The 16,325-nt window shown below is 43.5% G+C and carries 12 protein-coding genes; 9 read left to right on the top strand and 3 right to left on the bottom strand.

Going from position 1 to position 16,325, the window contains the following annotated elements; all coding sequences use genetic code 11:
* Positions 1–223 precede the first annotated feature (223 nt).
* A complete protein-coding gene (locus HXT36_RS03230) occupies positions 224–727 on the bottom strand; it encodes a hypothetical protein (protein ID WP_016807582.1) in 504 nt (167 codons plus the stop codon).
* A 209-nt stretch (positions 728–936) separates the two neighbouring features.
* On the opposite strand from HXT36_RS03230, the gene aroC reads away from it, so the two are divergent.
* The 9 genes from aroC (at position 937) to HXT36_RS03185 (ending at position 14,075) form a co-directional block, all read left to right on the top strand.
* Positions 937–2,124, top strand: coding sequence for a chorismate synthase (aroC, locus tag HXT36_RS03225; RefSeq protein ID WP_421778549.1), 1,188 nt, complete (start codon positions 937–939; stop codon positions 2,122–2,124).
* A complete protein-coding gene (locus HXT36_RS03220; protein ID WP_421778548.1) occupies positions 2,121–3,824 on the top strand; it encodes a bifunctional shikimate kinase/3-dehydroquinate synthase in 1,704 nt (567 codons plus the stop codon). The genes aroC and HXT36_RS03220 overlap by 4 nt, the downstream gene beginning before the upstream one ends.
* 57 nt (positions 3,825–3,881) lie before the next feature.
* Entirely contained in the window at positions 3,882–4,364 is a 483-nt protein-coding gene (aroQ, locus tag HXT36_RS03215) for a type II 3-dehydroquinate dehydratase (RefSeq protein ID WP_032816848.1), read from the top strand.
* On the top strand, positions 4,357–6,024 hold the full coding sequence (locus HXT36_RS03210) for a CTP synthase (protein ID WP_421778546.1): 1,668 nt from the start codon (positions 4,357–4,359) through the stop codon (positions 6,022–6,024). The genes aroQ and HXT36_RS03210 overlap by 8 nt, the downstream gene beginning before the upstream one ends.
* A gap of 520 nt (positions 6,025–6,544) precedes the next feature.
* Positions 6,545–8,176, top strand: a complete 1,632-nt coding sequence (locus tag HXT36_RS03205) for an ABC transporter substrate-binding protein (RefSeq protein WP_346284343.1) — start codon at positions 6,545–6,547, stop codon at positions 8,174–8,176.
* Positions 8,177–8,408: 232 nt separating this feature from the next.
* Positions 8,409–9,335, top strand: coding sequence for an ABC transporter permease (locus tag HXT36_RS03200; RefSeq protein ID WP_016636289.1), 927 nt, complete (start codon positions 8,409–8,411; stop codon positions 9,333–9,335).
* A 12-nt stretch (positions 9,336–9,347) separates the two neighbouring features.
* Positions 9,348–10,337, top strand: coding sequence for an ABC transporter permease (locus tag HXT36_RS03195; protein ID WP_016797158.1), 990 nt, complete (start codon positions 9,348–9,350; stop codon positions 10,335–10,337).
* A 23-nt stretch (positions 10,338–10,360) separates the two neighbouring features.
* The gene (locus HXT36_RS03190) at positions 10,361–12,388 is read left to right on the top strand and encodes a dipeptide ABC transporter ATP-binding protein (RefSeq protein ID WP_421778545.1); all 2,028 of its coding nucleotides are present in this window, start codon (positions 10,361–10,363) and stop codon (positions 12,386–12,388) included.
* 202 nt (positions 12,389–12,590) lie between these two features.
* Positions 12,591–14,075 carry a sensor histidine kinase gene (locus HXT36_RS03185; RefSeq protein WP_004131977.1) on the top strand — a complete coding sequence of 495 codons (1,485 nt, stop codon included), beginning with the start codon at positions 12,591–12,593 and terminating at the stop codon, positions 14,073–14,075.
* Positions 14,076–14,084: 9 nt separating this feature from the next.
* Here the strand turns inward: HXT36_RS03185 and HXT36_RS03180 are convergent, their stop codons facing one another.
* Both HXT36_RS03180 and HXT36_RS03175 read right to left on the bottom strand, forming a co-directional pair.
* Positions 14,085–14,357 carry a WhiB family transcriptional regulator gene (locus HXT36_RS03180; RefSeq protein ID WP_421778544.1) on the bottom strand — a complete coding sequence of 91 codons (273 nt, stop codon included), beginning with the start codon at positions 14,355–14,357 and terminating at the stop codon, positions 14,085–14,087.
* Positions 14,358–14,516: 159 nt separating this feature from the next.
* On the bottom strand, positions 14,517–16,292 hold the full coding sequence (locus HXT36_RS03175) for an FtsK/SpoIIIE domain-containing protein (RefSeq protein ID WP_421778543.1): 1,776 nt from the start codon (positions 16,290–16,292) through the stop codon (positions 14,517–14,519).
* Between the last annotated feature and the right edge of the window lie 33 nt (positions 16,293–16,325).

Raw genomic sequence — 16,325 nt, 5'->3', positions numbered from 1 at the left:
TCTCCTATTTACTGTTGTATGAGCGAATCGACTTGCATGAGCGCTTAAAGCGTAGCGCGCGAATGCACGTCGATTCGCTGAGCCGCTCAAACGTAAAGTCCAGTGGACTTTACGTGCGGCGAAGACGCGAGCGCGCTTATACCGCGCGAGCGAAACATCTCATTCAGGGCGAAAAATCTCGAATCTCCACCTTACTTAACGCTATAAAATCGCAGCAAAAAGTTCAAAGCATAACAGCGATGATTGCAGATGCAGCTAATACTGGTACGAACGGGATTTTATTTTGTTTATTTTGCACAAGATGCTCGCGGAAAAATCGCAAGCAGACTCTAGAGTAGATTTTCCACACTAAAATCCAAATTAATCCAAATATTCCAACTAATGCAAACCAGTAGATTATGCAGCCGAATCCAAATAGCGCCAAAGCTTGAGCAATCATAGAAGCGCACGTAACGTCGCCAAATCCAAGTGCTCCGCGCATGCAAAGTTTTTGCACCAAAACGTAGAATGCAAAAACTGTTGCTGCGCAAAGCCAGCCGCGCAAAAGAAAATTAACATTGTGCAAAGTAATCATCGAAAAAATAAGATTCGCTGCAGATTGTGCAAAAGCAGCTAGTACAACCCAAAGTCTAGGCACAACGCGGCTTGTTAAATCCGTTGCGCACAGTGCAATCGCGCATATAAGCGTTGGCGTTGCAAATAAACACGCTATAATAAACTGACTCATTTGATTATGCTAAATAAGCGAAAATTGCATTGCAATAAATTTTGCTCAATGTGGTTAAAGGCTTGTGTGATAGATTGCGTGGATTGTGAGCAATACTTAGTGGTTAGTAGAATACAGATTTAGAATCGAGTATTGATTTAAAATAAAGAACAGTATTAAGTGCAAGAAGTATAACAATAAATATAACGCACAACGCGATTGGAGAAGGCATGCTTAGATGGCAAACGGCAGGGGAGTCGCATGGTGAAGCGCTGGTGGCAATGATTGAAGGCATGCCAGCAGGAGTTAAGATTACTAGCGCAGACATTGTTTCTGCTCTTGCGCGTAGACGACTTGGATATGGTCGCGGAGCGCGAATGAAGTTTGAGCAAGACAAAGTGCGTTTGCTTACAGGCGTTCGCCACGGTGTTACTCTTGGGTCTCCAATTGCAATCGAAATCGCAAATAGCGAGTGGCCAAAGTGGGTTGAAGTGATGAGTGCAGATCCGCTAGACCATGATTTGCCAAAAGAAGGCCGTAACGCGCCTCTTTCTAGGCCGCGCCCTGGGCATGCGGATTTAACAGGCATGCGTAAATACGGTTTTAGTGATTCTCGCGAGGTTTTGGAGCGTTCGAGTGCCAGGGAAACGGCTTCTCGCGTGGCTTTAGGCGCTGTAGCTGATGCGTTTTTGCACCAAGCGTTGGGTGTGCGCACAGTTGCGCACGTTATTGGGATCGGCGGCGAATATGTAAGCAAAAGTTTAGCCCTGCCAACACCAGATGATATTGAGGCGTTGGATGCTTCGCCTGTTCGTACTCTAGATAAAGATGCCGAAGCGCGCATGATGGCTCGCATTGATGAAGCAAAAGCCAATGCAGATACGCTTGGCGGTGTTGTAGAGGTTTTGGCATACGGCATGCCTGCTGGAGTTGGAACTTATGTTGAGTCGGATCGCCGATTAGATGCGGCGTTGGCGGCGGCGCTTATGGGAATCCAGGCGATTAAAGGCGTGGAAATTGGAGACGGTTTTGAAGAAGCAAATCGCCCTGGTTCGGCTGCTCACGACGAAATCGTAACAGGCGAAGATGGCAACATTGCGCGCCTTAGCAATCGTGCTGGAGGAATTGAAGGCGGAATGTCAAATGGAGAGACAATTCGCGTGCGCGCTGCAATGAAGCCTATTCCGTCTATTCCGCGTGCTTTGCGAACGGTAGATATTCTTACTGGCCAGCCAGCGCAGGCAATTAATCAGCGCTCTGATTTTACGGCAGTTCCAGCCGCTTCCGTAGTTGCAGAGGCAATGGTTCGATTAACGCTTGCAAAGTATGCGTTAGAAAAGTTTGGTGGAGATTCGCTAGAAGAAACTGCTAGGAATGCTAAGAGTTACGTTCAATCTTGGAAAGAGCATATGAGATGAGCGAAGAATCTTTGCAAAGTTCCACTCACGGTGTGCCTAAATACAAAATGCCGTTAGCTGTTATAATCGGCATGCCTGCAGCTGGAAAAACGCGTGTTGGCAAGGAATTAGCGCATATTTTGAATGTTCCTTTTATAGATACAGACGATTTAATTGAGCAAAAAATCAATATGCCGATTAGCCAGTATTTTAAGGATTTTGGCGAAGAGTCTTTTAGAGATATTGAAGCTCAAATTGTTAAAGATGCTATTTTTGCAGATTCTGAGCAATCCGCCCCAATAATCGCCCTCGGCGGCGGCTCCCCAATGCGCCCACAAACGCAAGAAGTCTTAAAAAAATATACAAAACTCGGTGGCCGCGTTGTTTACTTGCAAGTGGATCCAAACGATGCAATTGAGCGCGTAAGCTGGAATTCAAATCGCCCTATGCTAAGCGGCAAAGACGGAGCAAAACGGTGGTTGGATTTGTTTGCTAAAAGAGACCCCGTGTTTTGTAAAGTAGCGAATTTGCACGCTCGCGTTTACGGATTAACGCCAAAACCTGCCGCAAGAAAGCTGAAAGATATGATTATGCAACGAATTGTGCATGTAAGTGGCAAAGATATTGAAGACTATAATGTTCATATTGGCGCTGGTGTTATGAGTCTTTTGCCGCAAATGCTTGGAAAAGAGCCTGTTCGAGTAGCTTTGATTCACACTCAGCCTGTTCAAAGGCATAGCGATAAAGCAAGAACTATTTTGCGCGCTGCTGGCTACGATGTTTTTGACATTCTTATTCCAGACGCAGAGGCTGGCAAAACCGTTAAGGTTGCGGATTTTGTATGGTCGCATCTTGCAAATGCTGGTTTTACGCGTTCGGATGCGATTGTTGGCTTGGGCGGTGGAGCAGCCACAGATTTGGCTGGATTCGTTGCATCTACTTGGATGCGTGGAATCCGCTACGTAAATTGCCCAACTTCGCTTCTTGCTATGGTAGATGCTTCGACTGGCGGAAAAACTGGCGTAAATACTGCGTTTGGCAAGAATTTGGTTGGTAGTTTTTACACGCCTGCAGGCGTTTTGGCAGATACTTGCGCGTTTTCTACTCTCAATAACGATATTTTTGTTGAAGGCTTAGGAGAGGTTGCAAAATCAGGGTTTATTGGCGATACAAGCATCCTAAAAATTCTGGAAAATCCGCAAAATGCTAGCAAGTTGCGCACTCTTGATGGCTCTTCTGTTTTAAGCGATTTACACTTGAACAATATGGTTTGCGATTTAATAGAAAAAAGCGTGCGCGTCAAGGCGTATCACGTTTCTAACGACTTAAAAGAGCAAGGTTTGCGCGAGTTTTTGAACTACGGCCACACTCTTGGGCATGCAATTGAGCAAATAGAGCATTTTTCTTGGCGTCACGGAAACGCGGTTGCTGTTGGAATGGTTTTTGCGGCGGAGCTTGCGAAAATTTTGGGCTATTTAAGTCCAGAAGACGTTGAGTATCATCGTTCACTTTTAAAGTCACTTGGATTGCCAATATCTTGGAATGGCGGCGGCAGTAATGACGATGCTTTTGCCAAGGTTCTTGATTTAATGCATAAAGATAAAAAAGCTAGAGGCAACACCTTGCGATTTGTTGTTTTAGACGGGATTGGAAACCCGATTCACTTAGATAATCCGCCGCTGGAGGCGATTCGCGAATCATTTAATAAGATTAGAGGTTAGAAAATGGTAGATGCAGAAAACGCGCAAAATTCAGAAAATTCAAAAAACGCTATAAATATGCGCAAAGTTTTGGTAGTAAACGGCCCAAATTTGGGGCGATTAGGCGTTCGCCAGCCAGACGTTTATGGCAGTCAAGATTTTGAAGCACTGTGCTTGCTTTGCAAAAAGTGGGCGCAAAAGCTTAACTTGCAAGTAGAAGTGCGTCAAAGTGACGACGAAGCACAAATGGTGCACTGGATGCACGAAGCAGCTGATACGCATACTCCTGTTGTTATGAATCCTGCTGCTTTTACGCACTACAGTTATGCGCTCGCGGATGCTGCTCACATGGTTTTGGATGCTGGAGTGCCACTAGTGGAAGTGCATATTTCTAATCCTTCTGCGCGCGATGCTTTTCGTAAAATTAGCGTGATTAGCGCTGTTGCAACTGGCACTATTACAGGCATGGGTCTGTACGGTTACAAGCTTGCACTAGAAGCTGTTGCTCATTGTGTAACACCCGAGTCGAGGCTCGAAGATACTATGGAGTTCCATGGTTAGAAGAAAACATGGTAACTCTCAGGAGCATATTACAAAGCATATTTTTGTTACTGGTGGCGTTGTTTCGTCCCTCGGAAAAGGTCTTACTGCATCGTCTTTAGGTAGGCTTTTGCGCAGCCGCGGTCTTCACGTTTTGCAACAAAAACTTGATCCTTACATCAATGTTGACCCAGGTACAATGAACCCATTCCAACATGGTGAGGTTTACGTTACAGAAGATGGCGCAGAAACAGATCTTGATATTGGTCACTACGAGCGATTCCTTGATGTTTTCTTAAGTCAAAAAGCAAATGTTACAACTGGCCAGATTTATCAATCCGTGCTTAGAAAAGAGCGCGCTGGCGAGTATTTGGGTCAGTGCGTGCAAGTTATTCCACACATTACTGGCGAAATTAAATCGCGTATGCGTGCGCAAGCTAGCGACGATGTAGACGTTATTATTACGGAAATCGGCGGTACTGTTGGAGATATTGAGTCGCAGCCATTTTTGGAAGCTGCTCGCGAAGTTCGCCGCGATTTGGGCCCAGAAAATTGCATGTTTGTGCACGTTTCTTTGGTGCCTTATATTGCTGCAGCTCATGAGTTGAAGACTAAGCCAACTCAACATTCCGTAATGATGCTTCGCTCTCTTGGTATTTCTCCAGACGCGCTTGTTTTGCGTTCGGATCGCCCTCTTAATCAAGGCATTAAAGACAAGATTTCGCTTATGTGCGATGTTGATGCAGAAGGCGTTGTGAATTGCGTGGATGCTCCAAGCATTTACGATGTTCCAAAGATTTTGTTCAACGAGGGCTTGGATGCTTACGTTGTGCGCGAGCTTGAGCTTCCATTCCACGATGTTGATTGGAACGAGTGGGAAGATTTGCTTGAACGCGTTCATCATCCAAAGCATGAGCTAAACATTGCAATTGTTGGAAAGTACATTGATTTACCAGATGCGTATCTTTCCGTTACGGAGGCCATTAAGGCTGGCGGTTTTGCAAACTGGGCTAAGGTAAACGTGCGATGGGTTGCTGCTGATAAGTGCGAAACTCAAGAAGGCGCTGCTGCAGCTCTGGACCAAATGGACGGCATGGTTATTCCAGGCGGATTTGGTATTCGCGGCATTGAAGGTAAGATTGGCGCGCTCCGTTACGCTCGCGAGCATGGCTTGCCAACGCTTGGCCTTTGCCTTGGCTTGCAATCTATGGTTATTGAGTACGCTCGTCACGTGCTTGGGCTTGAAGATGCTAATTCCACAGAGTTCGAGAAGGATTGTGGAGATCCAGTAATCGCAACTATGGAAGAGCAAAAAGATATTGTTGATGGCAAGGGAGATATGGGTCACACAATGCGACTCGGTTCTTATCCTGCAACTCTTGAAGAAGGCTCTATTGTTGCTGAGCTTTACGGTTCTACGCATGTTACCGAGCGTCATCGTCACCGTTATGAAGTGAACGTGGCGTATAAAGATCGCTTGCGCGAAGCTGGCTTGCGTATTAGCGGCCAAAGCCCAGATGGTAATTTGACTGAGTTTGTGGAGCTTCCTAAGGATGTTCACCCATTCTATGTTGCAACTCAAGCTCATCCAGAGTTTAAGTCTCGTCCAACTAAGCCTCATCCTTTGTTTGCTGGATTAGTGGCGGCTGCTCTTGAGCATCAAACAAATAACGCTAAGTGATTTAAGCTGCTAGCTATTTGACTTAAATTATTAAGTGGTGTAAACTCGTGACTTTGGGTGCGATTTTACACCACTTTTTATTTTGATTAGTACTTAATCATCTTGTTGCATATTTTGCATCGTTTAACATGATTGTTACATATTCCAGATGCAAATTTACATTTTTGTAATATCACTGCAGATGTAAAAGACTTGGCAAAATATCGCATAGAATACGATTTAATCTAATATTTTTCTATTACAATAGTTGTTTTTACTGTTTATATACAAAATAACAGTAAATTTTACATTTAGACTTTGAGCTTGCGTTGTTTAATAAAATCCGTATGATTGAATTTTAATCAACGAAGAGGCCTCCTTATTGGCTTTGCAAAGAATCCATCTGGCAATAAATACTAGGTGGATTTTATTTATTAAGCCTATAGAGCCTGTAAAGCGTAAAGGCTTTGCAAAGCTTGTAATGAGACTTTTTCGTGATAATTAATGGAATCCTGCCATACCCAACGTTAGGAGAAAATATATGAAGAATAAGGCATTACTTTTTGCCGCAGCCGCGTGCTCGGTTGCTATGCTGCTCGGTGGATGCGGTTCTTCTGCCTCGAAGACCGCTCAAACAAATGGTGGCAAGGTTGTTATTACCGTAAACGACTCCGAGCCTCAGAACGAGCTTGTTCCAGGAAACATTAACGAGAATGCTGGTGCTCGTCCTGCTGTATTGGTCAACTCCACGTTGGTCACTTTTGATGAAAAGGGCAACACGGTAAACGAAGATGCCGAGAGCGTAACTCCAAACGCCGATGCAACCCAATACACCGTTAAGCTTAAAAAAGATAAGAAGTTCAGCGATGGCACTCCAATCACCGCAGAAAGCTTTACTAAGGCTTGGAGCTTTGTAGCAAACGCTAAGAATGCTCAGAAGTGCTCTTCCTTCTTCCAGACCATTAAGGGCTACGAAGACTTGCAGAAGAATGACACTAAGGGCGACGAGCAGCTTTCTGGCTTAAAGGTTGTAGATAAGTACACCTTTACTGTTGATTTGAACCAGCCAGATTCTGTGTTTGCTATTAAGGTTGGTTACCTTGCATTCGCTCCTCTTCCAGAATCCTTCTACAAGAATCCAAAGGCTTATGGCGAAAAGCCAGTTTCCTCTGGACCATACCTCTTTAAGTCTTGGGATCACAACAAGCAGATCGAAGTTGTAAAGAATCCAGATTATGATGGCCCACGCAAGGCTCAGAATGATGGCGTTACCTTTAAGATTTACACCGACGGCACCGCTGCTTACCGCGATGTTCAGTCTGGCAATCTTGATATGACGGACAACATTCCAGATACAGAAACCAAGACTTTCCAAAAGGACACAACTGTTAAGGCATACAACCGTCCAGGTTCTGTAATCCAGCAGTTTGGTATTCCTGCATCCTTGCCACACTTCGATGTAACTACCGAAGAAGGCCGCTTGCGTCGTCAAGCTGTTTCTATGGCAATCGACCGCGAAACCATCATCAAGAAGGTTCTTAACAACACTGCATCTCCTGCAAACGAGTTCACTTCTCCTTTGACTCCAGGCTACAAGGCAGATCTTAAGGGACATGAAAACCTTAAGTTTAATGCCGCAAAGGCTAAGGAACTTTGGGCAAAGGCAGATAAGATCTCTAAGTATGATGGTCCTCTTACCTTTACTTACAACGCCGATGGCAACGCTAAGTCTGTGTTCGACGCAGTTGTAAACTCCCTTAAGAATCATCTTGGAATCAATGCCGAAACAACTCCAGTTCCAACATTCCAAGAGTTCCGTAACGCATGCGAACAGCGTCAGGTTAAGGGTGCATGGCGTGCAGGCTGGATGCCAGATTACCCAAGCCCAGAAAATTACTTGACTCAGGAATTTGCTTCCGTTGCTGCGGATGGCAATGGTTCCAACGAAGCTGATTACAAGAATCCTAAGTTCGATGCTTTGCTTAAGAAGGCTTCTTCTTCTCAGCCAGCTGAGGCAACTAAGCTTTATCAGCAGGCTAACGAGATTCTTCTTGAGGATCTTCCATACGTCCCACTGTTCTACTCGAACGCCAAGGCTGTTATGGTTCCAAGCTTGAAGGGCTTTGTAATGGATTGGCAGAATATGCCACTTTACTACAAGCTCCACAAGTAAAGATCAAAATCAAGTAGCTATTAAAATCAAGTAGCTATTAAAAAATAAATCATAATTAAATAGCATGTAAAAACGTGCTGCTGCCTTCGAATGGCGAATAAAATTACAAAATTCTATCCGCTGTTCGAGGCAGCACTTTGTGTTTTTACTTAGGTTGGGTTAAATCAATATGCAAGCCACAAGTTGGGTGTGTGCTATGCGAATTTTTAAGTAAATATATAAGGAGAAACCAATGGGTAAATATGTTCTGCGCCGCGTTTTGCAGATGATTCCTGTGGTTCTCGGCACAACATTGTTGGTATACGCTTTGGTGTTTGCTTTGCCTGGAGATCCAGTAAAAGCAATGTTTGGCGATAAGCCAATTAACCATGCTGTAGAAGCGCAAATTCGTGCCGAGTATAACTTGGATAAGCCATTTATTATTCAATATTTGTTGTTCTTAAAGAATGCGCTTACTCTTGATTTTGGTCATACTTTTGCTGGTCAGCCAGTAATTGACGAGATTGGCCGCGCATTCCCTGTAACCATTAAGCTTGCGTTGATGGCGTTTGCTTTCGAAGCCTTGTTCGGCGTAGCTTTCGGTATAATCTCTGGCTTAAAGAAAGGAAAGTGGTACGACAGCGTAATCCTAGTTGTATCACTTCTTCTTATTTCTGTGCCAACATTTGTTACTGGCTTTATTGGCCAATATTTGTTTGGTGTTAAGTGGCATATTATGCCTGTTACTGCAAGCAATGATCCTGGATTCTACGATCTTCTTCTTCCTGCAATAGTTCTTGGATCCGTTTCAATGGCATATATTATTCGACTTACAAGGTCGGAAATTTCGTCAAACATATCGCTTGATTACGTGCGCACGGCTCGTGCAAAGGGCTTAAAAGAAGGCTCCGTTATTGTTCGACACATTTTGCGTAACTCGCTTATTCCTGTTGTTACATTCTTAGGTCAAGATTTGGGCGCTCTTATGAGCGGCGCAATGATTTCGGAAACAATCTTCAACATTCATGGCGTTGGATTCCTTACATATCAGGGAATTCTAAAGGGAGAAGGAAACCTTGTTGTTTCTATAGTTACGCTTCTTATGTTGATATTTGTAGTCAGCAATCTTCTTGTTGACATGTTGTACGCGGCTCTAGATCCGCGCATTCGTTACGCGTAAGGAGAGCACATTATGGAAGATAATTTGATGGAAGATAATTTGATTACAAATAATGCAAATTACAATACATTGCCAGGTCAGGAACGCTATGTTGCTCCTCTTGACGATACGCCTCTTCAAGAAGTTGATTCTGTAGACGAATCCGCTCCAGCTACAAGCATGTGGGCTGATGCTTGGCGATCTTTGCGCAGAAATCCATTGTTTATTGTTTCTGCAGTTTTGATTATTGCAATTATTTTTGTTGCGCTCTTCCCAGGCGCTCTTACAAAGCACAATCCTAATTACTGTGTTTTGGAGCACTCGCTTGAGCCAGCTTCTGCTGCGCATCCGTTTGGATTCGACATGCAAGGATGCGATATTTACGCTCGAGTTGTATATGGAACACGTACATCTTTAAGCGTTGGCTTGCTAGCAACCGCCTTAGTGGTGTTAGTTGGTTCGCTAATTGGAGCTTTGGCTGGATTCTTTGGAGGATGGATTGATGCGGTTCTTAGCCGAATCACCGATATCTTCTTGGCTTTGCCAATGCTGCTAGGTGCAATCGTAGTTTTGCAAATGTTCCGCACATCTAAGTCGATTTGGAAAATCGTGTTTGTTATGGTTCTCTTTGGATGGGTAGGCGTTGCTCGAATCGCAAGAAGTGCTGTTATGGAATCCAAGAATCTTGAATTTAACACAGCATCTACTGCTTTAGGTTCTACTCCAATGCGAAACTTGTTCCAGCACATTATTCCAAACTCGCTGGCTCCAATCATTGTTGTAGGTACAACTTCTCTCGGCTCTTACATTGTTTTGGAAGCAACACTTAGCTTCTTGGGTATTGGTTTGCCAACAACAACAGTTAGCTGGGGTGTAGATATTTCTACCGCTAGAAATGTTCTTACTACAAATCCAGAAGTCTTGTTCTATCCATCCATTGCGCTCGCCATTACCGTGCTCGCCTTTATTATGATGGGCGACGCCGTAAAAGATGCGTTGGATCCAAAGAGCCGTAAGGCGTAAGTTAGCGTGGAGGAATAGTGATTATGAACACAGCAACACGTAAAAATGTAGATACTATTGCAATGCAACGCGAGCAGGGTCCTTTGCTGGAAGTTAAAAATCTTCAAGTTGACTTTACAACGGATTCTAAAAAGGCCGTACACGCTGTTCGCGATGCAAGCTTTAACGTTTACCCAGGTCAGTGGGTTGCAATCGTAGGCGAATCTGGTTCTGGAAAGTCTACTTCTGCAATGGCGGTTCTTGGTTTACTCCCTGGAACAGGTCACGTTACGGGTGGTTCTATTAAGCTTAAAGGTCAAGAAATAAGCAATCTAAAGCCTAAAGATTATGCGGCTTTGCGCGGTACAGCAATGGGATTGGTTCCGCAAGACCCTATGAGTAATTTGAACCCTGTTTGGCGAATTGGAACTCAAGTTAAAGAAGCTCTTCTTGCAAATGGCGTTGACGTAAGCCATGAGAAGCGCTCCGCTTTGGCAGAAGCTTTAGCAGGAGACGCTGTAGAAGTTAAAAGCAACGAAGACGAAATCTTCCTTGGCTCTAAAGAACTGAGCGCATTATTAGACGAAGCAAAGCAAGCTTTGGCGCAGGCTGGTCTTAGCGAGCAAACGAATGCCGAAAAGTTTAATGAAGCTATGGAATACTACAAAAAAGAGTGGGTTCCAGGTTCCGAAACTCGTTGGCGCGTTGCAGACGATTTAATCAAGTACGGTGTGAACGACGACAAGGCTTGGGAAATCGCCAAAAAGTATGTTGTTGGTGCAAGCGTTGAAGACCGCATTGCTGGTTTGCTTGATGAAGCTGGTTTGCCAGATGCTGCAACTCGCGCACGTCAGTTCCCGCACGAGTTTTCTGGTGGTATGCGTCAGCGCGCGTTAATCGCGATTGGCTTGGCTTGCCGTCCAGATTTGCTGATTGCAGATGAGCCAACTTCCGCACTAGATGTAACTGTTCAAAAGCGTATTCTTGACCATTTGCATACGCTTACCGATTCTCTCGGCACTTCTGTGCTCTTTATTACTCACGATTTAGGTTTGGCTGCAGCTCGTGCTCAGCACGTTGTTGTTATGTATAAGGGTCGCGTTGTTGAGTCTGGTCCATCTCTAGACGTTTTGCAACATCCGCAGCATCCATACACTAAACGACTTGTTGCAGCGGCTCCAAGCCTTGCTTCTCAGCGAATCATCTCCGTTAAGGAGCATGGTGGCAACGCGGATAATTTGCTTGAGCATCACGTAGTGGGTGAGCAAACTCTTGAAAAGAGCGAGCATATTATTACAGTCGACCACTTAACTCGCGAGTTTAAGCTTCCGCGCAAGAAGGAACTTTTCAAAGCTGTTGACGATGTTTCGTTCTCTATTAAGCGCGGAACAACGTTGGCAATTGTAGGCGAATCTGGTTCTGGTAAGTCTACTGTTGCAAACATGGTTTTGAGATTACTAAAGCCAACAAGCGGAACCGTTACCTATGAGGGCAAGGATATTGCTGAATTAAAGGGCGCGGATTTGCTTGATTTCCGCCGTCATGTACAGCCAGTGTTCCAGAATCCTTACGGTTCGCTAGACCCAATGTATTCGATTTATCGTTCGATTGAAGAGCCTTTGCGAATTCATAAGATTGGAAGCAAAAAGAGTAGGCAGAATCGCGTACGCGAGCTTTTGGACATGGTTCGCATGCCTGCTTCTGTTATGACTCGCTTCCCGAACGAGCTTTCTGGCGGTCAGCGTCAGCGCATTGCGATTGCGCGCGCAATGGCATTGGATCCAGACGTAATCGTTTGCGATGAGGCTGTTTCTGCATTAGACGTGCTTGTGCAAGATCAGGTTTTGCATTTGCTTAACGATTTGCAAGCAGAGCGCGGATTAAGCTACTTGTTCATCACTCACGATTTGGCTGTTGTTCGTCAAATCGCAGATGAGGTTGTTGTTATGCAACACGGCAAGCTTGTTGAGCATGCTACAACCGACGAAGTGTTTGATCATCCTCAAAAGGAATATACTCGCGATCTTCTCGACGCAATTCCAGGTGGAAACTTGGAGCTTGGATTGGATTAGTCGCAAGACTCGTATTAGTGCAAGCTAATAGATGCAGATAAAAGTGCAGGAGATAAAACTTCTGCACTTTTGTTTTGGCCTATAATTATTTGTTTTATAACGCGCTTTAATAGACTTTAGAATCTTGGTCTGTTTATTTGGTCTGTTTATTTAGTCTGCTTATATTCGCGTGTTTATATTCGCGTGTTTATATTATTAAATCATGGCTGATTTTTCTCATATTCTTGCAACGCGTCCAGATTTTGACGAGTCGGATCGCGAATGGTTGCATCACCTTGTAGCAGATTGGCAAGTAATAGCAGATTTAAGTTTTGCAGACTTGCTTTTGGTTATTCAAAACGGCAATGGCGATTACGTTGTAGCAGAACAATGCCGTCCGTCTACAGCAATCACGCTTAGAACCGAAGATTTACTCGGCGTAAAGCTAGATGAATCAATGCATAATGAGCTAGAAGCAGCAATGAGTAAAGAAACAAGTTTCCACTCTTCTGTGTTAAGAACTGTTGGCAGAGCTACTGTTTGCAACGTTTACGCTCCAGTTCGCCACAACGGCAAAACGCTTGGTCTTGTTCTTAGGGAAACAAATCTTGCAACAAGAGAATCAAACGGTAGGTACGAGACGGAAAGCATTAATGCTGGCAAAACGTTGTTCGACATGATTGCGCGCGAGCAGTTTCCGTACCACGATTCAATGCTAAATCAGCGCCACAATGCTCGTGTTGCAGACGGTTTTATTATTTTAGAAGAAAGTGGTGTTGTTCGTTATGCTTCTCCAAACGCAATCAGCTGCTTCCGCAGACTTGGCGGATTAAACACTATGCAAGGCGAGTTCTTGTGCGAGTTTGGAGCGCGTCTTCTTCACACAAACGATGTTGTTCCCGAAAGCTTGCCTTTAGTTTTAAGCGGTAAAGCCGATGTTGATTGCGAGTTAGAAGTAAATAATTCCGTTGTTTCTATGCGCTCGCTGCCGCTTTATGGTCCTAACGATAGAACTGGTGCAGTTGTTCTTTGCAGAGATGTTACGGAGGTTCTTAGAAGAGAAAAGGAGCTTCAGACTAAGAACGCTACCATTTCCGAGATTCATCATCGCGTTAAGAATAATCTTCAAGCTGTTTCTGCTTTGCTTCGTCTTCAAGCTAGAAAAACCAAGTCGTACGAAGTTAGAAAAGAGCTAGAAGAAGCTCAAAGGCGAGTTCAAACTATTGCTCTTGTTCACGAAGGTTTAAGCCAGACAGCCGATGAGGTTGTTGACTTCGACAAAGTGATTTCTAGCTTGCTTAAAATGACGATTGAGCTCGCTTCACAAAATCAAAATATTACGGTTGATTTTTGTGGTAAATTCGGCAAGCTTGCAGCTCAAGATGCAACGCCTCTTTCTCTTGTTTTAACCGAGCTTGTTACAAATGCAGTTGAGCATGGTTTTGAAGGCATGAGCGAAGGTCATATTACGATTTCTGTTGGTCGTGGAGGAGACAATCTTAGTATTGTTGTAGAAGACAATGGCGGCGGAATCGAAAGCGAATCCTTGCATGGAATGGCAAAGTCTTCTGGATCTGGATTAGGCACTCAGCTAATCAACACTTTTGTTACTAACGATTTTGGTGGCACTGTTAAGTGGGAATCGCGAAGAGAAGGCGGAACTCGCGTTTTGCTGGATATTAAGCTGCGCGTTCCTGGAGTAGAGTAGTCTATCTAACTAAAATTCAGCGTTTTGATTTCTGCGCGCTCGCATTGCTCTACGCTTTAGCGAGCGCCTTTCGTCTTCGCTAAGGCCGCCCCAAACGCCGTAATCTTGGCTTGTTTCTAGAGCGCATCTTAAGCAATTGTCTGCAACGTTACAAGTTCGGCACACCGCTTTGGCTTCTTCAACTTGCTGATTGGATGAGCTGTTGTTTCCCACTGGGAAAAATAGCTCAGGATCCTTATCTCGGCAAGCTGCTTTGGAACGCCAGTCGAATGCGCTACTCATAAGTAAATAACCTCTTTTTAATACGCGTTTACACTTACTAATCAAAGTTGTTAGATTTTACATAAAAACTATCCGCACTCAAGGAAAGCATGAATATAACTTTTTTTCAAGACTTTTACAAAATTTTTTTAATCTTTTTGAGTGATTTAAATCATATTTTTATGTAAAACTCAATATTTGCAGCAAATTAGCTTTTCCAGGAATCACCATTATGCATCTTCCTGGTGTTTGATAATCTTCCACGCTTAGTGTTTTTAGTAAGTCGTTAGGTATTCCAAGCATTGAGTCTGTTGCAGCATCGCCTGTTGGGAAGATTATTCTTACTGGCGCTTGCTCTGGTATGCGTATGTGTCTTGCGTTTTGAGCGCAAAATATTACTGTTGTTTTAGTGTCTTTTAGTTTGCATTGCAATTCTTTAGACTTTTCGTCGCTGTTAAAAGGCTCCAAAAGTGAGTCTGCGTTGTCTTGAATGTGAATGTTTTTTGAATCAAGATTTTGCGCACTAATCGCATTTTTAATCACATTTATAAGATTAGACTTTCCTCGTTTGCTTCCGCCAATAATCGCTATGTTTCCAAGATTTATTGGCAAAATTGCTTCGCTTAAGTTAATTCCGTCGTCTTTTAAGCCGATTAAAAGTCCAAACTCGCTATCTTTTGTGTTTTTGCAGTATTTATTAAGTGTTGAATTATTTAAGTATCTTGGTAGGGGAGCGCTAAACAATTGCTTAGGAGTTTTGTAGCAATAGAATTTTCCAGCCAATTCGATTGCTTTTATAAGCGAATTTTTGTTTTGACTTTGTGAGCATTGTAACGCCACTATTCCGTCTCCTGTATTGCAATATGCTGCTCCAGGATTATTCGGGTTTATGCTTGCGGCGGCAGGAGACCCAAGTAGTTCGTGCGATTGCATTGCGTCTCTAACTCTTAAACAAATGTTTATAGACATATTCGCCTTCATATCTGCATTTACTTGTCCCATCGGATTTTGTGTGCACGCTATAAGATGCATTCCTAGGGATCTTCCAACAGAGGCTATGCGTATTAGGCGATTCATGTAATCGGGTAGTTGATTTTTAAGAGCATGGAACTCGTCTATAACAATCACCATTGAAGGCTCGCTTGGTTTTACTTGACTAATATCGTGGCAGCCTTGATTTGCCACCAATCTTTCTCGCCTGTCTAATTCCATTTCTAATCCGCGCAATGCTCTTGCAGCATGCTTAAGATTTAAGTCTCCAACGTTTCCAACACTGTGCGGTAGTGTGGAAAGTGAATCGAATGTAGCTCCTCCCTTAAAATCCATAAACACAAATTGCAATAATTTAGGTGAATATCTAAAAGCTAGAGCCAAACACAAAGATGTTAGTAAAACGGATTTTCCAGACCCAGTTGTTCCTGCTACAAGCGCGTGCGGACCATTTTTAACAAGATCTATACAAAAATAACCGCTGCTGTTTATTCCGATTGGAGCTTCTAAAGAGTTTTTAGAAGACACTAGCCAAGCGTATACAACATTTTTCCATGGAGGAACACGATTTTGCATGTTTTTGGAGTAATTTGTAGAAACGATTTGATTTGCGTTATTAATCAGCATTGCTTCTAGGTTTATTGGAACAAGAGTTCCTGGAACACCTTTAATATGAGAATCGACTGTTGTTTTGCTAAAGTGAACGCTTTGATTCGTATTATTCTTTACTAAACTTTTGTTGTTTTTGTTTGAATTGTATTGAACAATTTGCGGTATTAAGCAAGCAATATACATCATTATGCTAGGAACAATCATTGCAAGCATCATCCAACTTTTTTGCAAAAACGCCATTATAGCAAGAGCAATATTGGCTAAAATAGGCACAATATTTGCCATTATTTGCATCCAAAACATTGGTTTTGAAGATATGCTTTTAGTATTGTTTGCATTGTTTTCGTATTCCATAACGCAATAGTGTATTGCTATTAAGAAATATGC

Origin of the sequence: Gardnerella sp. DNF01144, from assembly GCF_049244245.1 — a bacterium.
GTDB classification, from domain to species: domain Bacteria; phylum Actinomycetota; class Actinomycetes; order Actinomycetales; family Bifidobacteriaceae; genus Bifidobacterium; species Bifidobacterium piotii.
Note: the sequence above shows the minus strand (reverse complement) of the source record. Positions and strands in the feature narration are given on the sequence as shown.

What these genes read in the sequence shown, in the direction of transcription:
- HXT36_RS03230 (WP_016807582.1), bottom strand. Translation starts at nt 727, where the DNA reads ATGAGTCAGTTTATTATAGCGTGTTTATTTGCAACGCCAACGCTTATA.
- aroC (WP_421778549.1), top strand. Translation starts at nt 937, where the DNA reads ATGCTTAGATGGCAAACGGCAGGGGAGTCGCATGGTGAAGCGCTGGTG.
- HXT36_RS03220 (WP_421778548.1), top strand. Translation starts at nt 2,121, where the DNA reads ATGAGCGAAGAATCTTTGCAAAGTTCCACTCACGGTGTGCCTAAATAC.
- aroQ (WP_032816848.1), top strand. Translation starts at nt 3,882, where the DNA reads ATGCGCAAAGTTTTGGTAGTAAACGGCCCAAATTTGGGGCGATTAGGC.
- HXT36_RS03210 (WP_421778546.1), top strand. Translation starts at nt 4,357, where the DNA reads ATGGTTAGAAGAAAACATGGTAACTCTCAGGAGCATATTACAAAGCAT.
- HXT36_RS03205 (WP_346284343.1), top strand. Translation starts at nt 6,545, where the DNA reads ATGAAGAATAAGGCATTACTTTTTGCCGCAGCCGCGTGCTCGGTTGCT.
- HXT36_RS03200 (WP_016636289.1), top strand. Translation starts at nt 8,409, where the DNA reads ATGGGTAAATATGTTCTGCGCCGCGTTTTGCAGATGATTCCTGTGGTT.
- HXT36_RS03195 (WP_016797158.1), top strand. Translation starts at nt 9,348, where the DNA reads ATGGAAGATAATTTGATGGAAGATAATTTGATTACAAATAATGCAAAT.
- HXT36_RS03190 (WP_421778545.1), top strand. Translation starts at nt 10,361, where the DNA reads ATGAACACAGCAACACGTAAAAATGTAGATACTATTGCAATGCAACGC.
- HXT36_RS03185 (WP_004131977.1), top strand. Translation starts at nt 12,591, where the DNA reads ATGGCTGATTTTTCTCATATTCTTGCAACGCGTCCAGATTTTGACGAG.
- HXT36_RS03180 (WP_421778544.1), bottom strand. Translation starts at nt 14,357, where the DNA reads ATGAGTAGCGCATTCGACTGGCGTTCCAAAGCAGCTTGCCGAGATAAG.
- HXT36_RS03175 (WP_421778543.1), bottom strand. Translation starts at nt 16,292, where the DNA reads ATGGAATACGAAAACAATGCAAACAATACTAAAAGCATATCTTCAAAA.